The 14,794-nt window shown below is 68.4% G+C and carries 13 protein-coding genes; 1 reads left to right on the top strand and 12 read right to left on the bottom strand.

All coding sequences use genetic code 11. The annotated features are described in order from the left end of the window. The first annotated feature begins 62 nt into the window (after positions 1-62). Positions 63-1,205 carry an epoxide hydrolase family protein gene (locus EV643_RS23765; protein WP_133802345.1) on the top strand — a complete coding sequence of 381 codons (1,143 nt, stop codon included), beginning with the start codon at positions 63-65 and terminating at the stop codon, positions 1,203-1,205. Between the two features lie 46 nt (positions 1,206-1,251). On the opposite strand, the gene EV643_RS23760 is transcribed toward EV643_RS23765, so the two are convergent. From EV643_RS23760 to EV643_RS23705, 12 genes are all read right to left on the bottom strand, one after another. Continuing rightward, entirely contained in the window at positions 1,252-2,160 is a 909-nt protein-coding gene (locus EV643_RS23760; RefSeq protein ID WP_133802344.1) for a ribonuclease Z, read from the bottom strand. Between the two features lie 4 nt (positions 2,161-2,164). After that, positions 2,165-4,423: an aminotransferase class III-fold pyridoxal phosphate-dependent enzyme gene (locus tag EV643_RS23755; protein ID WP_133802343.1), complete on the bottom strand. Its 2,259-nt coding sequence runs from the start codon at positions 4,421-4,423 to the stop codon at positions 2,165-2,167. Beyond that, entirely contained in the window at positions 4,420-5,760 is a 1,341-nt protein-coding gene (locus tag EV643_RS23750) for a metallopeptidase TldD-related protein (protein WP_133802342.1), read from the bottom strand. Before EV643_RS23750 ends, EV643_RS23755 begins: the two co-directional genes overlap by 4 nt. Next, entirely contained in the window at positions 5,757-7,208 is a 1,452-nt protein-coding gene (locus EV643_RS23745) for a TldD/PmbA family protein (RefSeq protein WP_166665550.1), read from the bottom strand. Before EV643_RS23745 ends, EV643_RS23750 begins: the two co-directional genes overlap by 4 nt. 231 nt (positions 7,209-7,439) lie before the next feature. Then, a complete protein-coding gene (locus tag EV643_RS23740; protein ID WP_133802340.1) occupies positions 7,440-7,658 on the bottom strand; it encodes a hypothetical protein in 219 nt (72 codons plus the stop codon). Continuing rightward, positions 7,655-8,449 carry a COG4280 domain-containing protein gene (locus EV643_RS23735; RefSeq protein WP_133802339.1) on the bottom strand — a complete coding sequence of 265 codons (795 nt, stop codon included), beginning with the start codon at positions 8,447-8,449 and terminating at the stop codon, positions 7,655-7,657. Before EV643_RS23735 ends, EV643_RS23740 begins: the two co-directional genes overlap by 4 nt. A 168-nt stretch (positions 8,450-8,617) precedes the next feature. Further along, positions 8,618-9,604 carry a threonine/serine dehydratase gene (locus EV643_RS23730; RefSeq protein WP_133802338.1) on the bottom strand — a complete coding sequence of 329 codons (987 nt, stop codon included), beginning with the start codon at positions 9,602-9,604 and terminating at the stop codon, positions 8,618-8,620. Between the two features lie 9 nt (positions 9,605-9,613). Next, on the bottom strand, positions 9,614-10,423 hold the full coding sequence (locus EV643_RS23725) for an ABC transporter ATP-binding protein (RefSeq protein ID WP_133802337.1): 810 nt from the start codon (positions 10,421-10,423) through the stop codon (positions 9,614-9,616). A 9-nt stretch (positions 10,424-10,432) separates the two neighbouring features. After that, on the bottom strand, positions 10,433-11,461 hold the full coding sequence (locus EV643_RS23720; RefSeq protein WP_133802336.1) for a FecCD family ABC transporter permease: 1,029 nt from the start codon (positions 11,459-11,461) through the stop codon (positions 10,433-10,435). Next, positions 11,458-12,525: a FecCD family ABC transporter permease gene (locus tag EV643_RS23715; protein WP_133802335.1), complete on the bottom strand. Its 1,068-nt coding sequence runs from the start codon at positions 12,523-12,525 to the stop codon at positions 11,458-11,460. The genes EV643_RS23720 and EV643_RS23715 overlap by 4 nt, the downstream gene beginning before the upstream one ends. A gap of 1 nt (position 12,526) precedes the next feature. Then, a complete protein-coding gene (locus EV643_RS23710) occupies positions 12,527-13,546 on the bottom strand; it encodes an ABC transporter substrate-binding protein (RefSeq protein WP_133802334.1) in 1,020 nt (339 codons plus the stop codon). Positions 13,547-13,565: 19 nt separating this feature from the next. Beyond that, positions 13,566-14,735 carry a C45 family autoproteolytic acyltransferase/hydrolase gene (locus tag EV643_RS23705; RefSeq protein WP_202869729.1) on the bottom strand — a complete coding sequence of 390 codons (1,170 nt, stop codon included), beginning with the start codon at positions 14,733-14,735 and terminating at the stop codon, positions 13,566-13,568. Between the last annotated feature and the right edge of the window lie 59 nt (positions 14,736-14,794).

Here is a 14,794-nt window from a genome sequence, read left to right as displayed (position 1 = left end):
GCCCGGAATTCTGTCACCCGGTTAGGACCGAAGCTGTCCTAACCGGGTGACACCATCGAAACATGATCAACCAGTTCAGCATCGACATCCCGCAGAGCACCCTCGACGACCTCCAGCACCGGCTGGACCACGCCCGGATCCCGGCCGCGTTGCCGGGTGACGACTGGGACACCGGCGTCCCGGTCGGCTGGCTGACCGAGCTGGTCGACTACTGGCGGACCGAGTACGACTGGCGGTCCGTGGAGAAGCAGCTCAACGAGTTCCCGCAGTACACGACCGAGATCGACGGTCAGGTGATCCACTTCCTGCACGTCCGCTCGGCCGAACCTGACGCGCTACCGCTGGTGCTGACGCACGGCTGGCCCGGATCGTTCGTCGAGTTCATCGACCTGATCGGGCCGCTCACCGACCCCAGCTCGTACGGCGGGTCGGCGGCCGACGCCTTCCACGTGGTGATCCCGTCGCTGCCCGGATTCGGGTTCTCCAGCCCGATCACGTCGTCGGGCTGGACCGCCGAACGGGTCGGCCGGACCTGGGCCGAGCTGATGAACCGCCTCGGCTACGACCGGTACGGCGTACAGGGCGGCGACATCGGCGCGTCCGTCTCACCCGAGGTCGGCCGGGCCGCTCGCGATCACGTCGTCGGCGTCCACCTGAACGGGCCCGGACCGATCCCGCCGTACCCGTTGCCGGCCGAGGAGTTCGCCGAGCTGACGCCGCTGGAGCAGGACCGGGTGGCGCGGATCAACGCGTTCATGCAGGAGGAGTTCGGCTACATCGCGATCCAGTCGACCCGGCCGCAGGCGCTGGCGTACGGGCTGGTGGATTCACCGGTCGGACAGCTCGCCTGGATCATGGACAAGTTCCGCGAGTGGACGCATCCCCGGACAACGTTGCCGGACGCAATCATCGACCGGGACAAGCTGCTCACCAACGTGATGATCTACTGGCTCACCGGGACGGCCGGCTCCGCGGCATACGTCGGCTACGCGCAACAACAGGCCTGGGGCGCAACACCGGCCAACTCCGGCGTCCCGACCGCCGCGATCGTGTTCGCCCACGACGTCGGCATCCGCCGCTACACCGAGCGGGAGAACACCATCACCCGCTGGACCGACGTCGACCACGGCGGCCACTTCGCCGCCCTCGAGGAGCCGGAGCTACTGCTCGCCGACGTCCGCGAATTCTTCCGCGACCTGCGCTAGACCGTGACACCGAGGCCTTCGGTGTCAGCGAATGCTCGACCAGATTTCAGCGCCGCGACGGCACCGGGATCCGGGCCAGATCGGTCGCGATGAAGATCTCGCCATCGAACTCGGCGGCCGCCTCTTCCCGGAACAGGCTGAGATCCGTGTACCGCTGGGAGAAATGCGTCAGCACCAGCGTTCGCACCCCACACTCTCGGGCGACACGCGCAGCCTGACCAGCCGTGAGGTGACCGAACCGCCGAGCCAGCGTCGCCTCACCAGACAGATACGTCGACTCGATCACAAGCATGTCCGCACCATCGGCCAACCGGAAGACGCCCTCGCACAACCGGGTGTCCATGATGAAGGCGAACCGCTGCCCCGGACGCGGCTCGCTCACCTCCTCGATCGTGACGGACCGCCCGTCGACGACGATCGAACCGGACCGCTGCAGCTTCCCGACGGCCGGTCCGCGGACGCCGTACTGCGCGAGCTTGTCCGGCAGCATCCGCCGTCCGTCCGGCTCGACCAGTTGGTAGCCGAAGGCCTCGACCGGGTGCTCGAGTCGCCGGGCCCACAGCTGGCCGAACGGTCCGACTGAGAGCAGCCCGTCCTCCTCGACGGGTTCCTCCCGGACCTCGGCCCGCTCGTAGAACGACGCGGCGTACCGGAGTCGCTCGAAGTACCGCTGCCCGGACGCCGGATAGTGCGCGTGCACCGGATGCGGCACATCGTCGAGGGACAGCCGCTGGATCACCCCCGGTACGCCGAGGCAGTGGTCGCCGTGGAAATGGGTCACGCAGAGCCGGGTAAGGGCGCCGGCCGCGATCCCGGCGTACAGCATCTGCCGTTGAGTGCCCTCGCCCGGATCGAAGAGGAAGCCGTCGGAGTCCCAGCGCAGGAAGTAGCCGTTCTGATTGCGCTCCCGCGTCGCGACCTGACTGCCGGTGCCCAGCACAACGAGTTCACGCACGCCCCTACCCTAAGGCGGCCTCGAATGCAGCCAGGAACACCTCGACCTGAGACGGCTGCCAGATCAGCGGCGGCCGCACCTTCAGAACGTTGCCGCCCGGACCCGTCGTCCCAACCAGTACGCCGTGCTCCCGCAGCCGCTCGGCGAGCTCAGGCGCCGCGTCGAGCTCGACGCCGACCATCAACCCTTGCCCGCGCACGCTGACCACGTCCGGCACGATCCGGCGCAGCCCGTCGGACAGCAACGCGCCGACCTCGCCGGAGCGGCGGACCAAGCCGGTCTCCTCGATCACGTCCAGCACGGTCAGCGCCGCCGCACACGAGACCGGGTTGCCGCCGAAGGTGCTGAAGAACTCGTCCACCTCGGCGAACCGCTCGGCGATCTCCCGCCGGGTGATCAGCGCCGCGATCGGATGCCCGTTCCCCATCGGCTTGCCCAGCGTGACGAAGTCCGGCGTCAGCCCGAAGTCCAGAAACCGCCACAGGTTGCGTCCGCCCCGGCCGAACCCGGCCTGCACCTCGTCGGCCAAGAACAACCCACCGGCCGCCCGTACCTGGTCCTGCAGTCCGCGCATGAACTCATCGGTCGGCGTCAGGATCCCTGCACTGCTGAAGACCGTGTCGACCGCCACCAAGGCCAGGTCGTGTCCCGCCCGCTGCAGATCTTCGCGAGCATGTTGCACGCGCCTGGTCGCATCGGTCTCATCGGCCGCACCCCGGGGAGCCTCGAAGACGGCAATGTGCGCGGGCCGGGCCGACGGCGGGTAGGTGTTGGTGGAGAACGCAGCGGTTGCCTCGCTGACTCCGTGGTACGCGAGATCCGCGACGACCGCGCCGGACCGCCCGGTGACGATCCGCGCCATCCGCCAGGCCAGGTCGTTCGCCTCGCTGCCGGAGTTCATGAAGATGCAGGTGTCCAGCCCGGCCGGCATCGACGCCGTCAGCCGCTCGGCCAGCTCGACCGCGTTCGGGTGCAGGTAGCGCGAGTTGACGTTGAGGAGCGCGGCCTGCCGGGAGATCGCCTGTACTACGGCCGGGTGCGCGTGGCCGACGACGGGAACGTTGTTGTAGGCATCGAGATACCGGCGGCCGTCGGCGGTGTGGATCCATGGACCTTCAGCTCGGACGACCTGCAGTGGTTGCCGGTAGAACAACGGCGACAGTTTCCGCCCACCGAGCGACGCACCCCGACGGTCGGGCAGGGTCGGGTCCGGCACCGACGTCACTCTGCTGGTCCCGCACAGCCGGTGGAACCGCTGAGCCAGCTCGGCCGGATCCAGCTCGGACCATTCGTCGAGTACGTGCCAGCTCCCGGCGACCAGACTGGTCAGGTACTCCTCGTTCCCCGGATAGAGCGGCGCACGCCAGGCGGAGATCAGTACGCTCCCGGCCGACCGGGCGAGTACCAACTCACCGATCAGGCCGACCTCTTCCGGCTCCAGCGGCAGCACCCGTTGGTAGGCGTCCAGGAAACGTCTCGCGGCCGGCCACAGGTCTTCGGACTCCCGCAGCAACGAGGTCAGGCTGATCGCGAGGTCCGCGACCCGCGCGGTGTGGTGCATGTCGCCGAAGTCGATCAGGCCGGTGATCCGGTCCGCGCCGAGCAACAGGTTGCTCAGTGTCACGTCGCCGTGGACGACGTACCCGGGTAGCCGGCTGGTTGCTGCTGGCAACGTCTCCAACCGGTCCAGGAGTCGCTCCATCGGGTCACGACGCGGTTCCTCCGGCAACCGCTCGGCGTACGGGCGAAGGGACGCGACCACCCGCGGATCCCAGTCCAGCCGGCGATAGGCCGCCGAGTGACCGAAGCCCTGCAGCGCATGGGAGGTCCGGGCCGCGATCGTGCCGAACTCGGCGGCGAACCAGTCCGGCAGCGCGACGAGATCACCGACGTCGCCGGGCATCACCGTCATCACCCGCACCTGGTGCGATCGGCCGTCCGGCGCCTTGACCAGCACCACCGGCTCACCGTCGATCGCCGGCAGGATCCGCGGGATCGGCAGCCCGGGATCGGTCTGCTCGACGTGCCGCATCGCCGCGCTCTCCATCGCGATCTGCGCAGGATCGTCGCCACTGTTCGACACCTTCAGCACGAGCTCGCGACGGTCCGCGGTGATCGCCAGGAAGTTGCGGTCCCGCTCGCTGCGCAACATCCGCAGCTCCGCCTCGATCCCATACCGCGACCGCAGCACCTCCGCCGCGGCGACCATCCCGACCTGCGGCGGATCCTCGAGCATGCTCGGAGTTCGGTCGGCGACCGTCATGGGATGACGAGTGGGCCGGCGTCGATCAGGAGGGAGGGGACGACGACGCTCTCCATGAAGGTCTGGTCGCAGCGCTCGCGAACGGAGCCGACGGCCAGGACGGCGTTGAGGACCTCGTCCATCCGGAAGGTGAACCGCACTTGCGGATGCCAGCCGACGAGCTTCCCGTCCTCGGCCCAGTACGTCGCGTCCCGGGTGGTGCCGGTGACCAGGGTCTGCTTGGGGTGCAGCACTCGCAGATAGTCGAGCCGATTCACGACCAGCCCGCTGCCGCACTCGGTCAGGAGCTCGTCCTCGGTGGACTCACCGGGCGAAAGCAAGAGGTGGGACGGAACCGGGTCGCCGCCGAACCGCCAGCCATCCGGTACGGCGTGTCCGGTCGGCACGCCGTCGGTGAGCCCTGCCCGGCGCTGATCCGAGACCACGCCGGTGAGCATGCCGTTCTCGATCAACGTCGTCCTGCGCCGAACGTTGCCCTCAGCATCGAATCCGCTGGGGAGGCCGTCCGGATCACCGCCGTCGTCGACCAGCGTGAGCAGTTCGCCGACGACCCGCTCACCCATCCGGCCGGCCACGACGGACCGCCCGGTCGCATACTGGTTCGCCCCGAGCGCCGCGTAGCCGTAGGTGGCGATCAGGCTGTTGACGGCCTGAGGTTTCAGCAGCACCCGGCAGGTCCCGTGATGCGGCTCCCGGCCCGGCAACGGCATCAGGGCTTCCCTCAGCCGGCCGGGGATCTCGTCCACCGGAATCCGGTCCGCGTCCCAATGCACCAGTTTCACGCTGGCGGATCGGCCGTCCTGCTTCGCGATCGCCTGGATGGATGCCTTGGTCAACGTCTCGGCCCGGAACAGCCCGTCCGAGTCGGCCACCACGCGATCGAGTACGTCGTACCGGATCGCCCCACCAAGCGTCATCGAAGCATCGAGCCCGTCCCGCACTCTCGCAAACCACCGATGCCGCACCGCCGGGTCGGACTCCAGCACGGACGGCGCAGGAACGATCACAGGCGCTTCCGCCCGCGCAGTCCGCGCGCTATGACCCGCCTCGCCCCATTCCGCCTGGGCGGGGAGGGGTGGGAGTTCTGTCAGGGCTGCGGTGAGGCGGCCTGCCAGGGTGCGGACGGCTTGTGGGTTCAGGGTTTCCAGGGTGCCGGCGGCGGCTCGGCCGTCGCGGGTGATGCGGACTCGGACGCGGAGGCGGCGTTCGCTGTGCTGGGCGGTGATGGCGGACTCGGCATAGCGGAGCAGGTCGGCGTTCTCACCGAGGACGTCGAGGCGGGTGCCTTCGCCAACGATCTCCAGGGCCTGCTCGATCTGGGCCTGATCGATGCTCATCGTCCCACCTGCACATTCCGGAATCGGCCCGGCACGGTCCCGTGCCCGACATGCGCCACCTGCAACGGTTCGCCCTTGTTGCAGGACGGCACACCGTGCACTTTCCACTCATCGGGTCCACCGAGCGCGTCCAGCCCGGCCCAGAACTGCGGCGTCACCCCTTCGTAGCTGCAGTTCTTCAGCAGCCGGCCCACCTTCCCGTCGCGGATCTCCCAGCCGACCTCGGTCGCGAACCGGAACGACATCCGCTGATCGTCGATCGAGAAACCCCGGTTGGTGTCCACCAGTACGCCGTGCTTCGTGTCCGCGATCATCTCGGCCAGCGACGAGTCGCCGGGCTCGAGACAGATATTGGTCATCCGGACCAGCGGCAACCGCTGCCACCCATCGGCCCGCGCCGCCCCGGTCGACTCGGCTCCCAACGCGGCCGCCGACTCCCGGCCGGACATGTAGCCGAGGAAGATCCCGTCCTTCACCAACTGGGTCCGCTGCGCGCGCACACCCTCGTCGTCGTACCCGAAGGACCCGAGAGCTCCGGGGATGGTCGCATCCGCGTACGCCGAGACGATGGGCGAGCCCCAGCGGAACGTGCCGCGGCGCTCGGGGGTCGCATAGGTGCCGCCGGCCAGGCTGACCTCGGTCCCGAGTGCGCGGTCCGCCTCCATCGGGTGCCCGGCGCACTCGTGCAGCACCATCGCCAACTGGTTGCCGGAGGCCACCAGCGTGGTGATCTCGTCCGGGCACTGCGGCGCGGACAGCAACGCGACCGCCTCGGAGCCGATCCGGGCCGCCTCCTGATCCAGCCCTAGCGACAGGACGTGCTCGAAGCCGGCGGTGGCGAAGTCGCCACGCTGACCGCGGATCTGCCGGGGCACCCCCTGCGGGAACGACCGGCGCTGCAGGTCGTCCCCGTTGCCGGCGTTGACCATCAGGCCGCCGCCGCTCTCGGTCAGGGTCTGCTCGATCAGCGCGCCCTCGGTGTTCGCGAACACCTTCTCGTCGCGGTAGAAGTCCAGCGAGGCCTCGATCTGCTGGACCAGCGGGCCGGCCGTCGACGCCTCCTTCACGGTCGCCGCGAGGAGGTCGAGCTTGGTGGACAACGCGACCGTGAACGGGTCGACCTCCATCGGAGACGACCAGGTGTCGCGCGTCGTCACCGGCTGCCCGAGGCTCACCTTTCCGCCGCCACCGGCCGCGCGAGCCTGGCCGACGGCCTGCCGGACTACGGCGTCCAGGCCCTGCGGGTCCAGGCGATACGTCGCCGCGAATCCCCAGTGGCCGCCGACGACGACGCGAAGCCCGAGGCCCAGCGAGTCGTCGTACCCGACCTCGCCCGGGCCGTCCACCTCGACCAGCACCTGCTCGTGAGTCCGGCGGACCACCCGGACATCGGCGTACTGCACGTCCGCGGGCAGCAGGCCGAGCACAATCTCGGCGGTGTCGCGCATCGCAACCTCCGGTTCATCGACTGACTGGGGATGGGCGCCTCGATTCTCACCGTAGCAGACGCTACGAGATTTTGAGAAGACGTTGTGTTTGCTACAGAGCCAGCAGGCCGGAGACGTCCGGACATGGCACCGGCCCCGCACGGTCAGGGGACACGTGCAGGGCCGGGCGTTCATGCAGAGCAGGGAATTCAGCCTGATTTCCTGCCCCAGCCCACCACCCCGGTCAGACCCTCACCTCTTCTTCGGACGGACGTCGATGGCGAGGCTGATCGCGAACGCGACCACGACGGCGGCGCCGCCCAGCAAGGTCAGACCGGTGTCTCCGAACAACTCGGCCTTCATCGCGACGAACAGGACGACGAGCGCGGTCAGCACGGCGACGCCGATCTTCCAGTCGTCGCCGATGATGAAGTCGTACCAGAACTGGCCGAAGGACTTGAGGAACTTCACTTCTCCACCTCCACCGGAGTGCCGACCGGGGCCGGGGTTGCCGCGGGCACCTTCAGTACCGCGACGAAGATCCGGCTGAGCACCAACCACGCGGCCAGCAGAACCAGGATCATCAGGTCGTGACCGGGCCAGTCGAGGCTCTCCCGGCCGGCCTGGAAAATGCCGATACCCTCCACCGCCCAGTACGTCCCGAACGACGCCAGCAGCAGGCCGACGCCGTACTTGAGCAGGTTCTCGTTGATCATCGACAGCGGCCGGCGCAGGACGACAGCGACGGTCAGCACGATCACCACGGCGGCGACCGCACCGGCACTGGCGCCCGGGATGTTGTTCGCGTTCAGGCCGAAGGTGATCACGATGAAGACGACCTCCATGCCCTCCAGGAAGACACCCTTGAAGGAGACCATGAACGAGAACATGTCCAGGCTGCCCTTGCTCTCACCAGCCGCCTTCGCCGCCGCGACTTCCTCCTGGTAGATCTTGTCCTCGTCGTGCACGGCTTTTCGCCCGGACGACCTGAGGATCGCCTTGCGCAGCCACTGCAGTCCGAAGATCAGCAGCAGACCACCGATGGCGAGCTGCAGTGCCGACTCGGGCAGCCAGGTCGCCAGCGCGTAGCCCGCGAACACCGTGACCACCGCCAACGCACCGAGCGCCGCGAACGTGCCGGCCAGCGCCGACTTCCAGCTGCGCGTGTAGCCCATCGCCATCACGATCGTGGTGGCTTCCACCATCTCCACGAAGCACGCGACAAACGTCGCGATCACGAGACCCCACGTTGCCGCGTCCATCTCTCACTTCCTCTCTCAAGATGCAACATATGCTTCACGTAACGATAGTTACGTAGTTCTGAGGGTGTCAACGCATCGTCGGGAATCTGTCCGCGGGCCGAACGAGGGCAGGCTGAAGCGCCCGGAGATCCAGAAGGTTCTCCGGGCGCCCGCCGCGCCGGGGAGGGGTCAGGTCAGCGCGGCCACCAGGGTGCTCGACGAGATGTTGCCACCGCAGGAGACGATCGCAACCCGCTTGCCCTGCAGTTCCGTACGCCGGAGCCGGGCGGCCGCGAACGCCATGGCCGCCGAGCCTTCGATCAACTGGTGCTCCGTATCGATCACCATCCGCAGCGCGTCCCGGATCGCATCCTCATCGACCAGGACCCAGTCGTCGACCAACTCCTGGCACAACGCGAACGTGATGCTGCCCGGTTCGACACTCCCGGCCGTCCCGTCCGACAACGTCTCCCGCCCATCCACCTGGACGATCTCGCCGGCCTCAACCGACGCGGCCATCGCGGCGTCCGCCACCGGCGAGGCGCCGTACACCTTGATCCCCGGTAGGTGTCTCTTCAACACCGCCGCGACACCACTGACCAGGCCACCACCGCCGACCGCGACCACCACCGCGTCGAGCGGCTGCCCATCAAGCTGCTCGACGATCTCCACTCCGACCGTGCCCTGCCCGGCGATGATGTCCGGATCGTTGTACGGCGGGACGTAGGTGAGATCGTGTTCGGCCGCATAGGCACGCGCCTTCGGTTCGAGCACGCCGGAATCGTTGCCTTCGGCCCGCAACTCCAACCCGAGCCGTCGCAACGCGGCCACCTTGCTCGGCGACGCGTTCTCCGGCAGGTAGACGATCCCGTGTCCGCCCAGGGTGGCCAACGCGTTGCCGACGCCGAGACCGTGGTTGCCGGTCGACGCGGTCACCACACCGCGCTGCCGCTGCTCGTCGGTCAGGGTGAGGATCTTCGCCATCGAGCCGCGCGCCTTGAACGACCCGGTGCGCTGCTGGTGTTCACACTTCACCAGCACCTCGGCGCCCAGTTCCTCGCTGAACGCATCGAACCGGACCAACGGCGTGACCGGAAGGTGCTCCCGCAACTTCGGCGCGACCGCGTGGGAACGCTCGGCGGCGGCCGCCGGGGTCAAAGGGTCCAGCTCTGTCATCCAGTGCTCCTATCCGTTGGCTACCGCGAGCTGGGTCCGGAGCCCCGCCCGCAATGGGATACACATCGGTTTACCACTGACAGGATGCGGTACGACCTGCGACTCGACCCCGAACACGTCCCGGATGATGTCGCAGGTGAACACCTCCTCCGGTGCGCCCTCAGTGACCAGGCCGCCCGACTTCATCACGAACACGTGGTCGGCGTACTCGGCCGCCATGTTGAAGTCGTGCAGCACCATCGCCACCGTCTTACCCTGATCGCGGTTGAGCTCGGCCAGCAGGTCGAGCACCTCCAACTGGTAGGCGACATCGAGGTACGTCGTGGGCTCGTCCAGGAGGATCAGGTCCGTCCCCTGCGCGAGGCAGAGCGCGATCCAGACCCGTTGCCGTTGACCGCCCGACAACTGGTCGACGTGTTGGTGCCGCAGTTCCGCCGTACTGGTGACCTTCATCGCCCACTCGACGGTCTCCCGGTCCTGTTCACTCGGCACCTTCAACGAGGCGCGATGCGGGTGCCGGCCGAACCAGACCAGGTCCTCGACCGAGATCGACTCCGGAGTCACCAGCACCTGCGGCAGGATCGCCAGCAGCCGGGCCACCTCCTTGGTCGGGGTCTCCTGGATCGACTTACCGTCCAGGATCACACTGCCCCTGCTCGGCGGCAGCAGCCGGGCCAGGGCGCGCAGCGCGGTGCTCTTACCCGAACCGTTCGGCCCGATCAGCACGCTCACCTTGCCGTCCGGGATGGTCAGGGTCAGGTCCTTGGCGATCACGGTGCGGTCATAGGCGAGTTGAACGCCTTGTGCCTGCAGACGCATGGCGGGCTCCTACTTTCCGGTCTTCACGAGCAGGTACAGGAAGTACGGACCGCCGATGACCGCTGTCACCAGTCCGGTGGGGATCTCCAGGGGTGGCGCCAGACCGCGCCCGAGCATGTCGGCGAACAGCATCAGCAGTACGCCGAACAACCCGGCGGCGGGGATCGACGCGAGGTGACGACCACCGAAGACCCGGCGGGCCATGTGCGGGGCGATCAGCCCGATGAAGCCGATCGTGCCCGACACCGCGACCGCCGAGGCAGCCAGCGCGACTGCGAACAGCAGCAGCATCCGGCGGGTCTTCTCGACCGGCTCCCCCAGCCCGGCGGCCAAATCGTCACCGAGACCGAGGACGTCGAGCTTGCGGCTCCAGATCACGATCAGTGGAACCAGCACGAGCACCCAGGGCAGGATCTCCAGCACCGAACTCATCGACCGGCCGAACAGGCTGCCGGTCAGCCAGATCAGCGCCGCGCTGACGTCCAACGGGTTCCGCACCAGCAGGAAGCGGATCCCGGCCTCGAAGGCCGCGCTGACCGCGATCCCGACCAAGGCGATCCGCACCGGCGTCGCACCTCGCCGATAGGCGAAGAGGTAGACCAGCGCGGCGGCTCCCAGGCCACCGGCGAAGGCCGCGGGTACGACCGCGAACACCGGCAGACCGGGGATTGCCAGGAGCAACAACATCCCCGCGAAACCGGCGCCCTTGGTGACACCGATGACGTCAGGCGCCGCCAGCGGGTTGCGGATCACGCCTTGCATGACGCCACCCGAGACCGCCAGCGCGATACCGACCAGCCAGCACAGCAACACCCGCGGCAACTGGAAGTCGAGCACGATCCGCGCGGCCTGATCAGTGGTGTCGCCGACCAGCGCGTTGAACACGTCGCCCATCGAGACCTCGGTCGCGCCGACGCTGAGGCTGTAGAAGCTCAGCACCACCGCGAGCGCCCCGAGCGATCCCATCAGCACCTTGGGATGCCGCTGGGCGAGCGTCGTACGACGGACGTACTGGGCGACGATCGTCGTACTCGTCATGAGGTCACCTTCTGCCGTCGGGCCAGGTACACGAAGATCGGTGCGCCGATCAACGCGGTCACCACACCGGCCGGCACCTCGTACGGCGGTCGTACGTAGCGGGACACGACATCGGCGTACAGGATCAGTACGCCGCCGCCGATCGAGCACAGCGGCAACAGCACGGTGTAGCTCGAACCCACCAGGCGGCGGAGGATGTGCGGAACGATCAGGCCGATGAACGCGACCGGACCGGCCACGGACACGGCCGCACCGCAGAGCACGATCACCAACGCCGACCCGAAGATCCGGGTCCGCTCGACGTTCTGGCCGAGACCGCGGGCCATGTCGTCCCCGAGAGCCAGCAGGTTCAGCGAGCGGGCCAGCGCGAACGAGCCGAGCAGCCCGAACACCAACCAGGGCAGCAGAATCCGGATGTCGTGCCAGCCCGCGTAGTTGACCCCGCCGACCAGCCAGAACAGCACGCTGTCAGTGGAGTTCTCGTCGAAGATGATCAGCACCTGGGTGAGCGAGATCAACAGGCTGCTCGCGGTGACCCCGGCCAGCGCGAGCCGGACCGGGCTGACCCGGCCGCGCCCCGACCCGGCCAGCAACATCACCGAGATCCCCGCCGCGGCCGCACCGCCGAAGGCCAGCAGGATCGTCGGCGCCCCGGACAGCGACGGCACGATGGTGACCGCCAGCACGACGACCAGCACCGCGCCCGCGTTGACGCCCATGATCTCGGGCGCCGCCAACGGGTTGGCCGCGACGGCCTGCATCAACGCCCCGGCCACCGCCAGGGCGGCGCCGACGCAGAGCGCCAGCACCACCCGCGGCAGCCGGATCGAGTGGACGATCAGCTCGTCGGTCTCGTCCGGTTTGAAGATCGCGCCGGGCAACCGGGTCAGCGGGATGTGCTGGCTGCCGATCGACAGACTCCAGACGATGCCGGCGACGAGCACCAGCAACAGGGCCGCGGTCACCCAGGTGACGCGCTGCTTGCTGGTGACGATCCGGGGCCGCCGGTGCTCGCCGTCCCCGGACTCGGCCGGTCTGGGCAGTGTGCCCGCGGAAAGCGACATGTCACTTCCCGTAGAGGTTCTTGATCGCCTCTTCGGCGATGAGCTCCGAGGCCAGCAGGCCGCGCGACCGCGACCAGATGTTCTGGTCGACCTTGTACGTCGTGCTGTTCTTGACCGCCGGAACCTCCTGCCACAGTGGGCTCTTCTCCCACGTGTCGGCCAGCGTCTTGCCGTTCTGGCCGGCGATGAACATCGCGTCCGGCTTGGTCGCGACCAGCGTCTCGAGGGTGAGCGAGACCGAGGCGTCGCCGCTGTCATCGGCCAACGGGGACTGGATGCCGAACAGCGACAGCACACCCGGCGTGTAGGCCTTCGGCGGGAACCCGGTGAAGCCCTTCTCCGACGTCACCACGAAAAGCGCCTTGCGCGTCTCGCCGGCCGGTACCTTGGCCTTCAGGCCCTCGATGACTTTGTCGTGCTCGGCCAGCCGGGTCTTCATCTGGTCGCACTTGTTCAGCGCGATGGCACTCGACATCTCGCTGTCCACGACCTGCTGGTAGTTGCCGTTCAGGCTTGGGTAGGCCACGGTCGGGGCGATCTTGGACAGCTGGTCGTAGATCGCCTTGTGCCGGCCGCTCTCGGCCAGGATCAGGTCCGGCTTGAGCGCGGTGATCACCTGGATGTTCGGCGTCGCCCGTAGGCCGACCGACTTGTACTCGGCCATCTTGCTGCGCAGGCCGGGGATGATCCGGTCCGGCTTGTCGTCGTCGGCGATCCCGACCGGGGACATCCCGACCGAGACCAGCGCATCGACGAACGAGTACTCCAGCGCGACCACGCGCTTCGGGTCGCCGGTGACCGTGGTGGTGCCGAGGTCGTGCTTGATCGTACGAGTCGGCTTCCCGCACTCGTCGAGGTTGAGGTCCGAGCTGACGCCCTTCGCGGCGGCGGCGCGGTCGGCGTTCGGGGCGGCGCCGGTGGCGGGTGAGGAGGCCGATTCGCCACAGCCGGACAGGGCGACCGAGGCGGCGGTCAGGGCCAGGACGGCGATCGATCGCCGTACTTTCGAAACTTGGGACATGGGATTTCGCTCCTGGGGTTCATCCGCCGAGACCGGCGAGGGACAGGGCCGGGGCGGAGACGTCGGGACGGTCGTCGGGACCGGGGCCGTCGTACAGGTTCCATGGCGCCTGCTGATAGCTGTTCGCACAGGGCAGGCCAGGAGTGAGCCGGTAGGTGCCAGTGGTCAGATCGACCAGGCTGGACACGATCGTGGCGTAGCGGTCGAGCTCGTGCCGGCGCGGGTCGACGTGCTGGCAGACGGCGTTGGGGTGGCCGAAGTGGTCGCTCATCGTGGTCTGCACGATGGCGTTCACCGCTTCCTCGGTGGTGCCGGCGAGACGGGCCTGGCGCAGGCCCGCCTCGACGCGGGGCACCCGGTAGAGCGAATCCACCGAGAACGGCTTGTAGTGGTCGTCGATCTGTGGCGGGACGAACGCCTGGAAGTGGTTGCCGTGCACCAGCAACCCATCCGTCGGGTACATCCAGCCGTGCCGGCCCGGGGTGGTCTCGACGTCGATGGCGAAACCGTCCCGATGGGTCAGCAACAGGTTGCTCGACAGGCTCTGGCGGGCATCGAACACCGCCTGCAGAGCGTCGTGCAGGTCCCAGCTCTCCAGCACCTTGCGGCGCACGAAGGTGCCGGGGACACCCAGTCCTTGGCCGAAGCCGGCGCCGAGGCCGTTGGCGTTCAGGGCGAGACCGGCCGAGTTCGCGCCGTGGCGGCCGAGTTGGCCGGCCTCGAGGTGACAGACGATGGTCGGCTTGCCGGGCTGGCTGATCCGCAGCACCACGACGGTCTCCGCGGCCGCGGCCCACAGATCCCAGTTCTGCCCGGCCCACACGTGCCCGACCGCGTTCGCCTCCGGCAGGATCGCGAACGACGTACAGCCCTCGTCGTCCTCGAACGGGTTGCCGCGGGTGAGTTCGCCCCGGCTGTTCAGCGCCAGGATCTCCTCGAAGCTGCGGTTCGACCCGTCGGCGATCCCGCGGACCTCGTCCAGCAGGCCGGGAGCGTAGTCCTCGATCACCGGGATCCAGCGCGGCGCCCGGGCCAGCACGTCCGGCCAGCCGAGTCCGGTCTTCCGGGCCACGGACTCGGCGTAGAAGGCGGCCGAGCGGGCGATCTGCTCGCGCGCCGCCTCGCCGTACTGCCGGCCGCGCTCCCGGGCGTCGGCGCCGGAGATGTCGATCGTCAAGAGCTCTGTCACGGGGATCGCTCCAGGTATGGACGGAATTTGAAGCCGTTCGTTGTATTCACTACGAAGAT

The organism is Kribbella caucasensis (assembly GCF_004361855.1).
GTDB classification, from domain to species: Bacteria; Actinomycetota; Actinomycetes; order Propionibacteriales; family Kribbellaceae; genus Kribbella; species Kribbella caucasensis.
This window is presented reverse-complemented; position numbering and strand designations above follow the sequence as displayed.

Excerpts from the sequence above, each read along its gene's own strand:
- EV643_RS23765 (WP_133802345.1), top strand. The coding sequence starts at position 63 with ATGATCAACCAGTTCAGCATCGACATCCCGCAGAGCACCCTCGACGAC.
- EV643_RS23755 (WP_133802343.1), bottom strand. The coding sequence starts at position 4,423 with ATGACGGTCGCCGACCGAACTCCGAGCATGCTCGAGGATCCGCCGCAG.
- EV643_RS23750 (WP_133802342.1), bottom strand. The coding sequence starts at position 5,760 with ATGAGCATCGATCAGGCCCAGATCGAGCAGGCCCTGGAGATCGTTGGC.
- EV643_RS23745 (WP_166665550.1), bottom strand. The coding sequence starts at position 7,208 with ATGCGCGACACCGCCGAGATTGTGCTCGGCCTGCTGCCCGCGGACGTG.
- EV643_RS23735 (WP_133802339.1), bottom strand. The coding sequence starts at position 8,449 with ATGGACGCGGCAACGTGGGGTCTCGTGATCGCGACGTTTGTCGCGTGC.
- EV643_RS23730 (WP_133802338.1), bottom strand. The coding sequence starts at position 9,604 with ATGACAGAGCTGGACCCTTTGACCCCGGCGGCCGCCGCCGAGCGTTCC.
- EV643_RS23725 (WP_133802337.1), bottom strand. The coding sequence starts at position 10,423 with ATGCGTCTGCAGGCACAAGGCGTTCAACTCGCCTATGACCGCACCGTG.
- EV643_RS23720 (WP_133802336.1), bottom strand. The coding sequence starts at position 11,461 with ATGACGAGTACGACGATCGTCGCCCAGTACGTCCGTCGTACGACGCTC.
- EV643_RS23715 (WP_133802335.1), bottom strand. The coding sequence starts at position 12,525 with ATGTCGCTTTCCGCGGGCACACTGCCCAGACCGGCCGAGTCCGGGGAC.
- EV643_RS23710 (WP_133802334.1), bottom strand. The coding sequence starts at position 13,546 with ATGTCCCAAGTTTCGAAAGTACGGCGATCGATCGCCGTCCTGGCCCTG.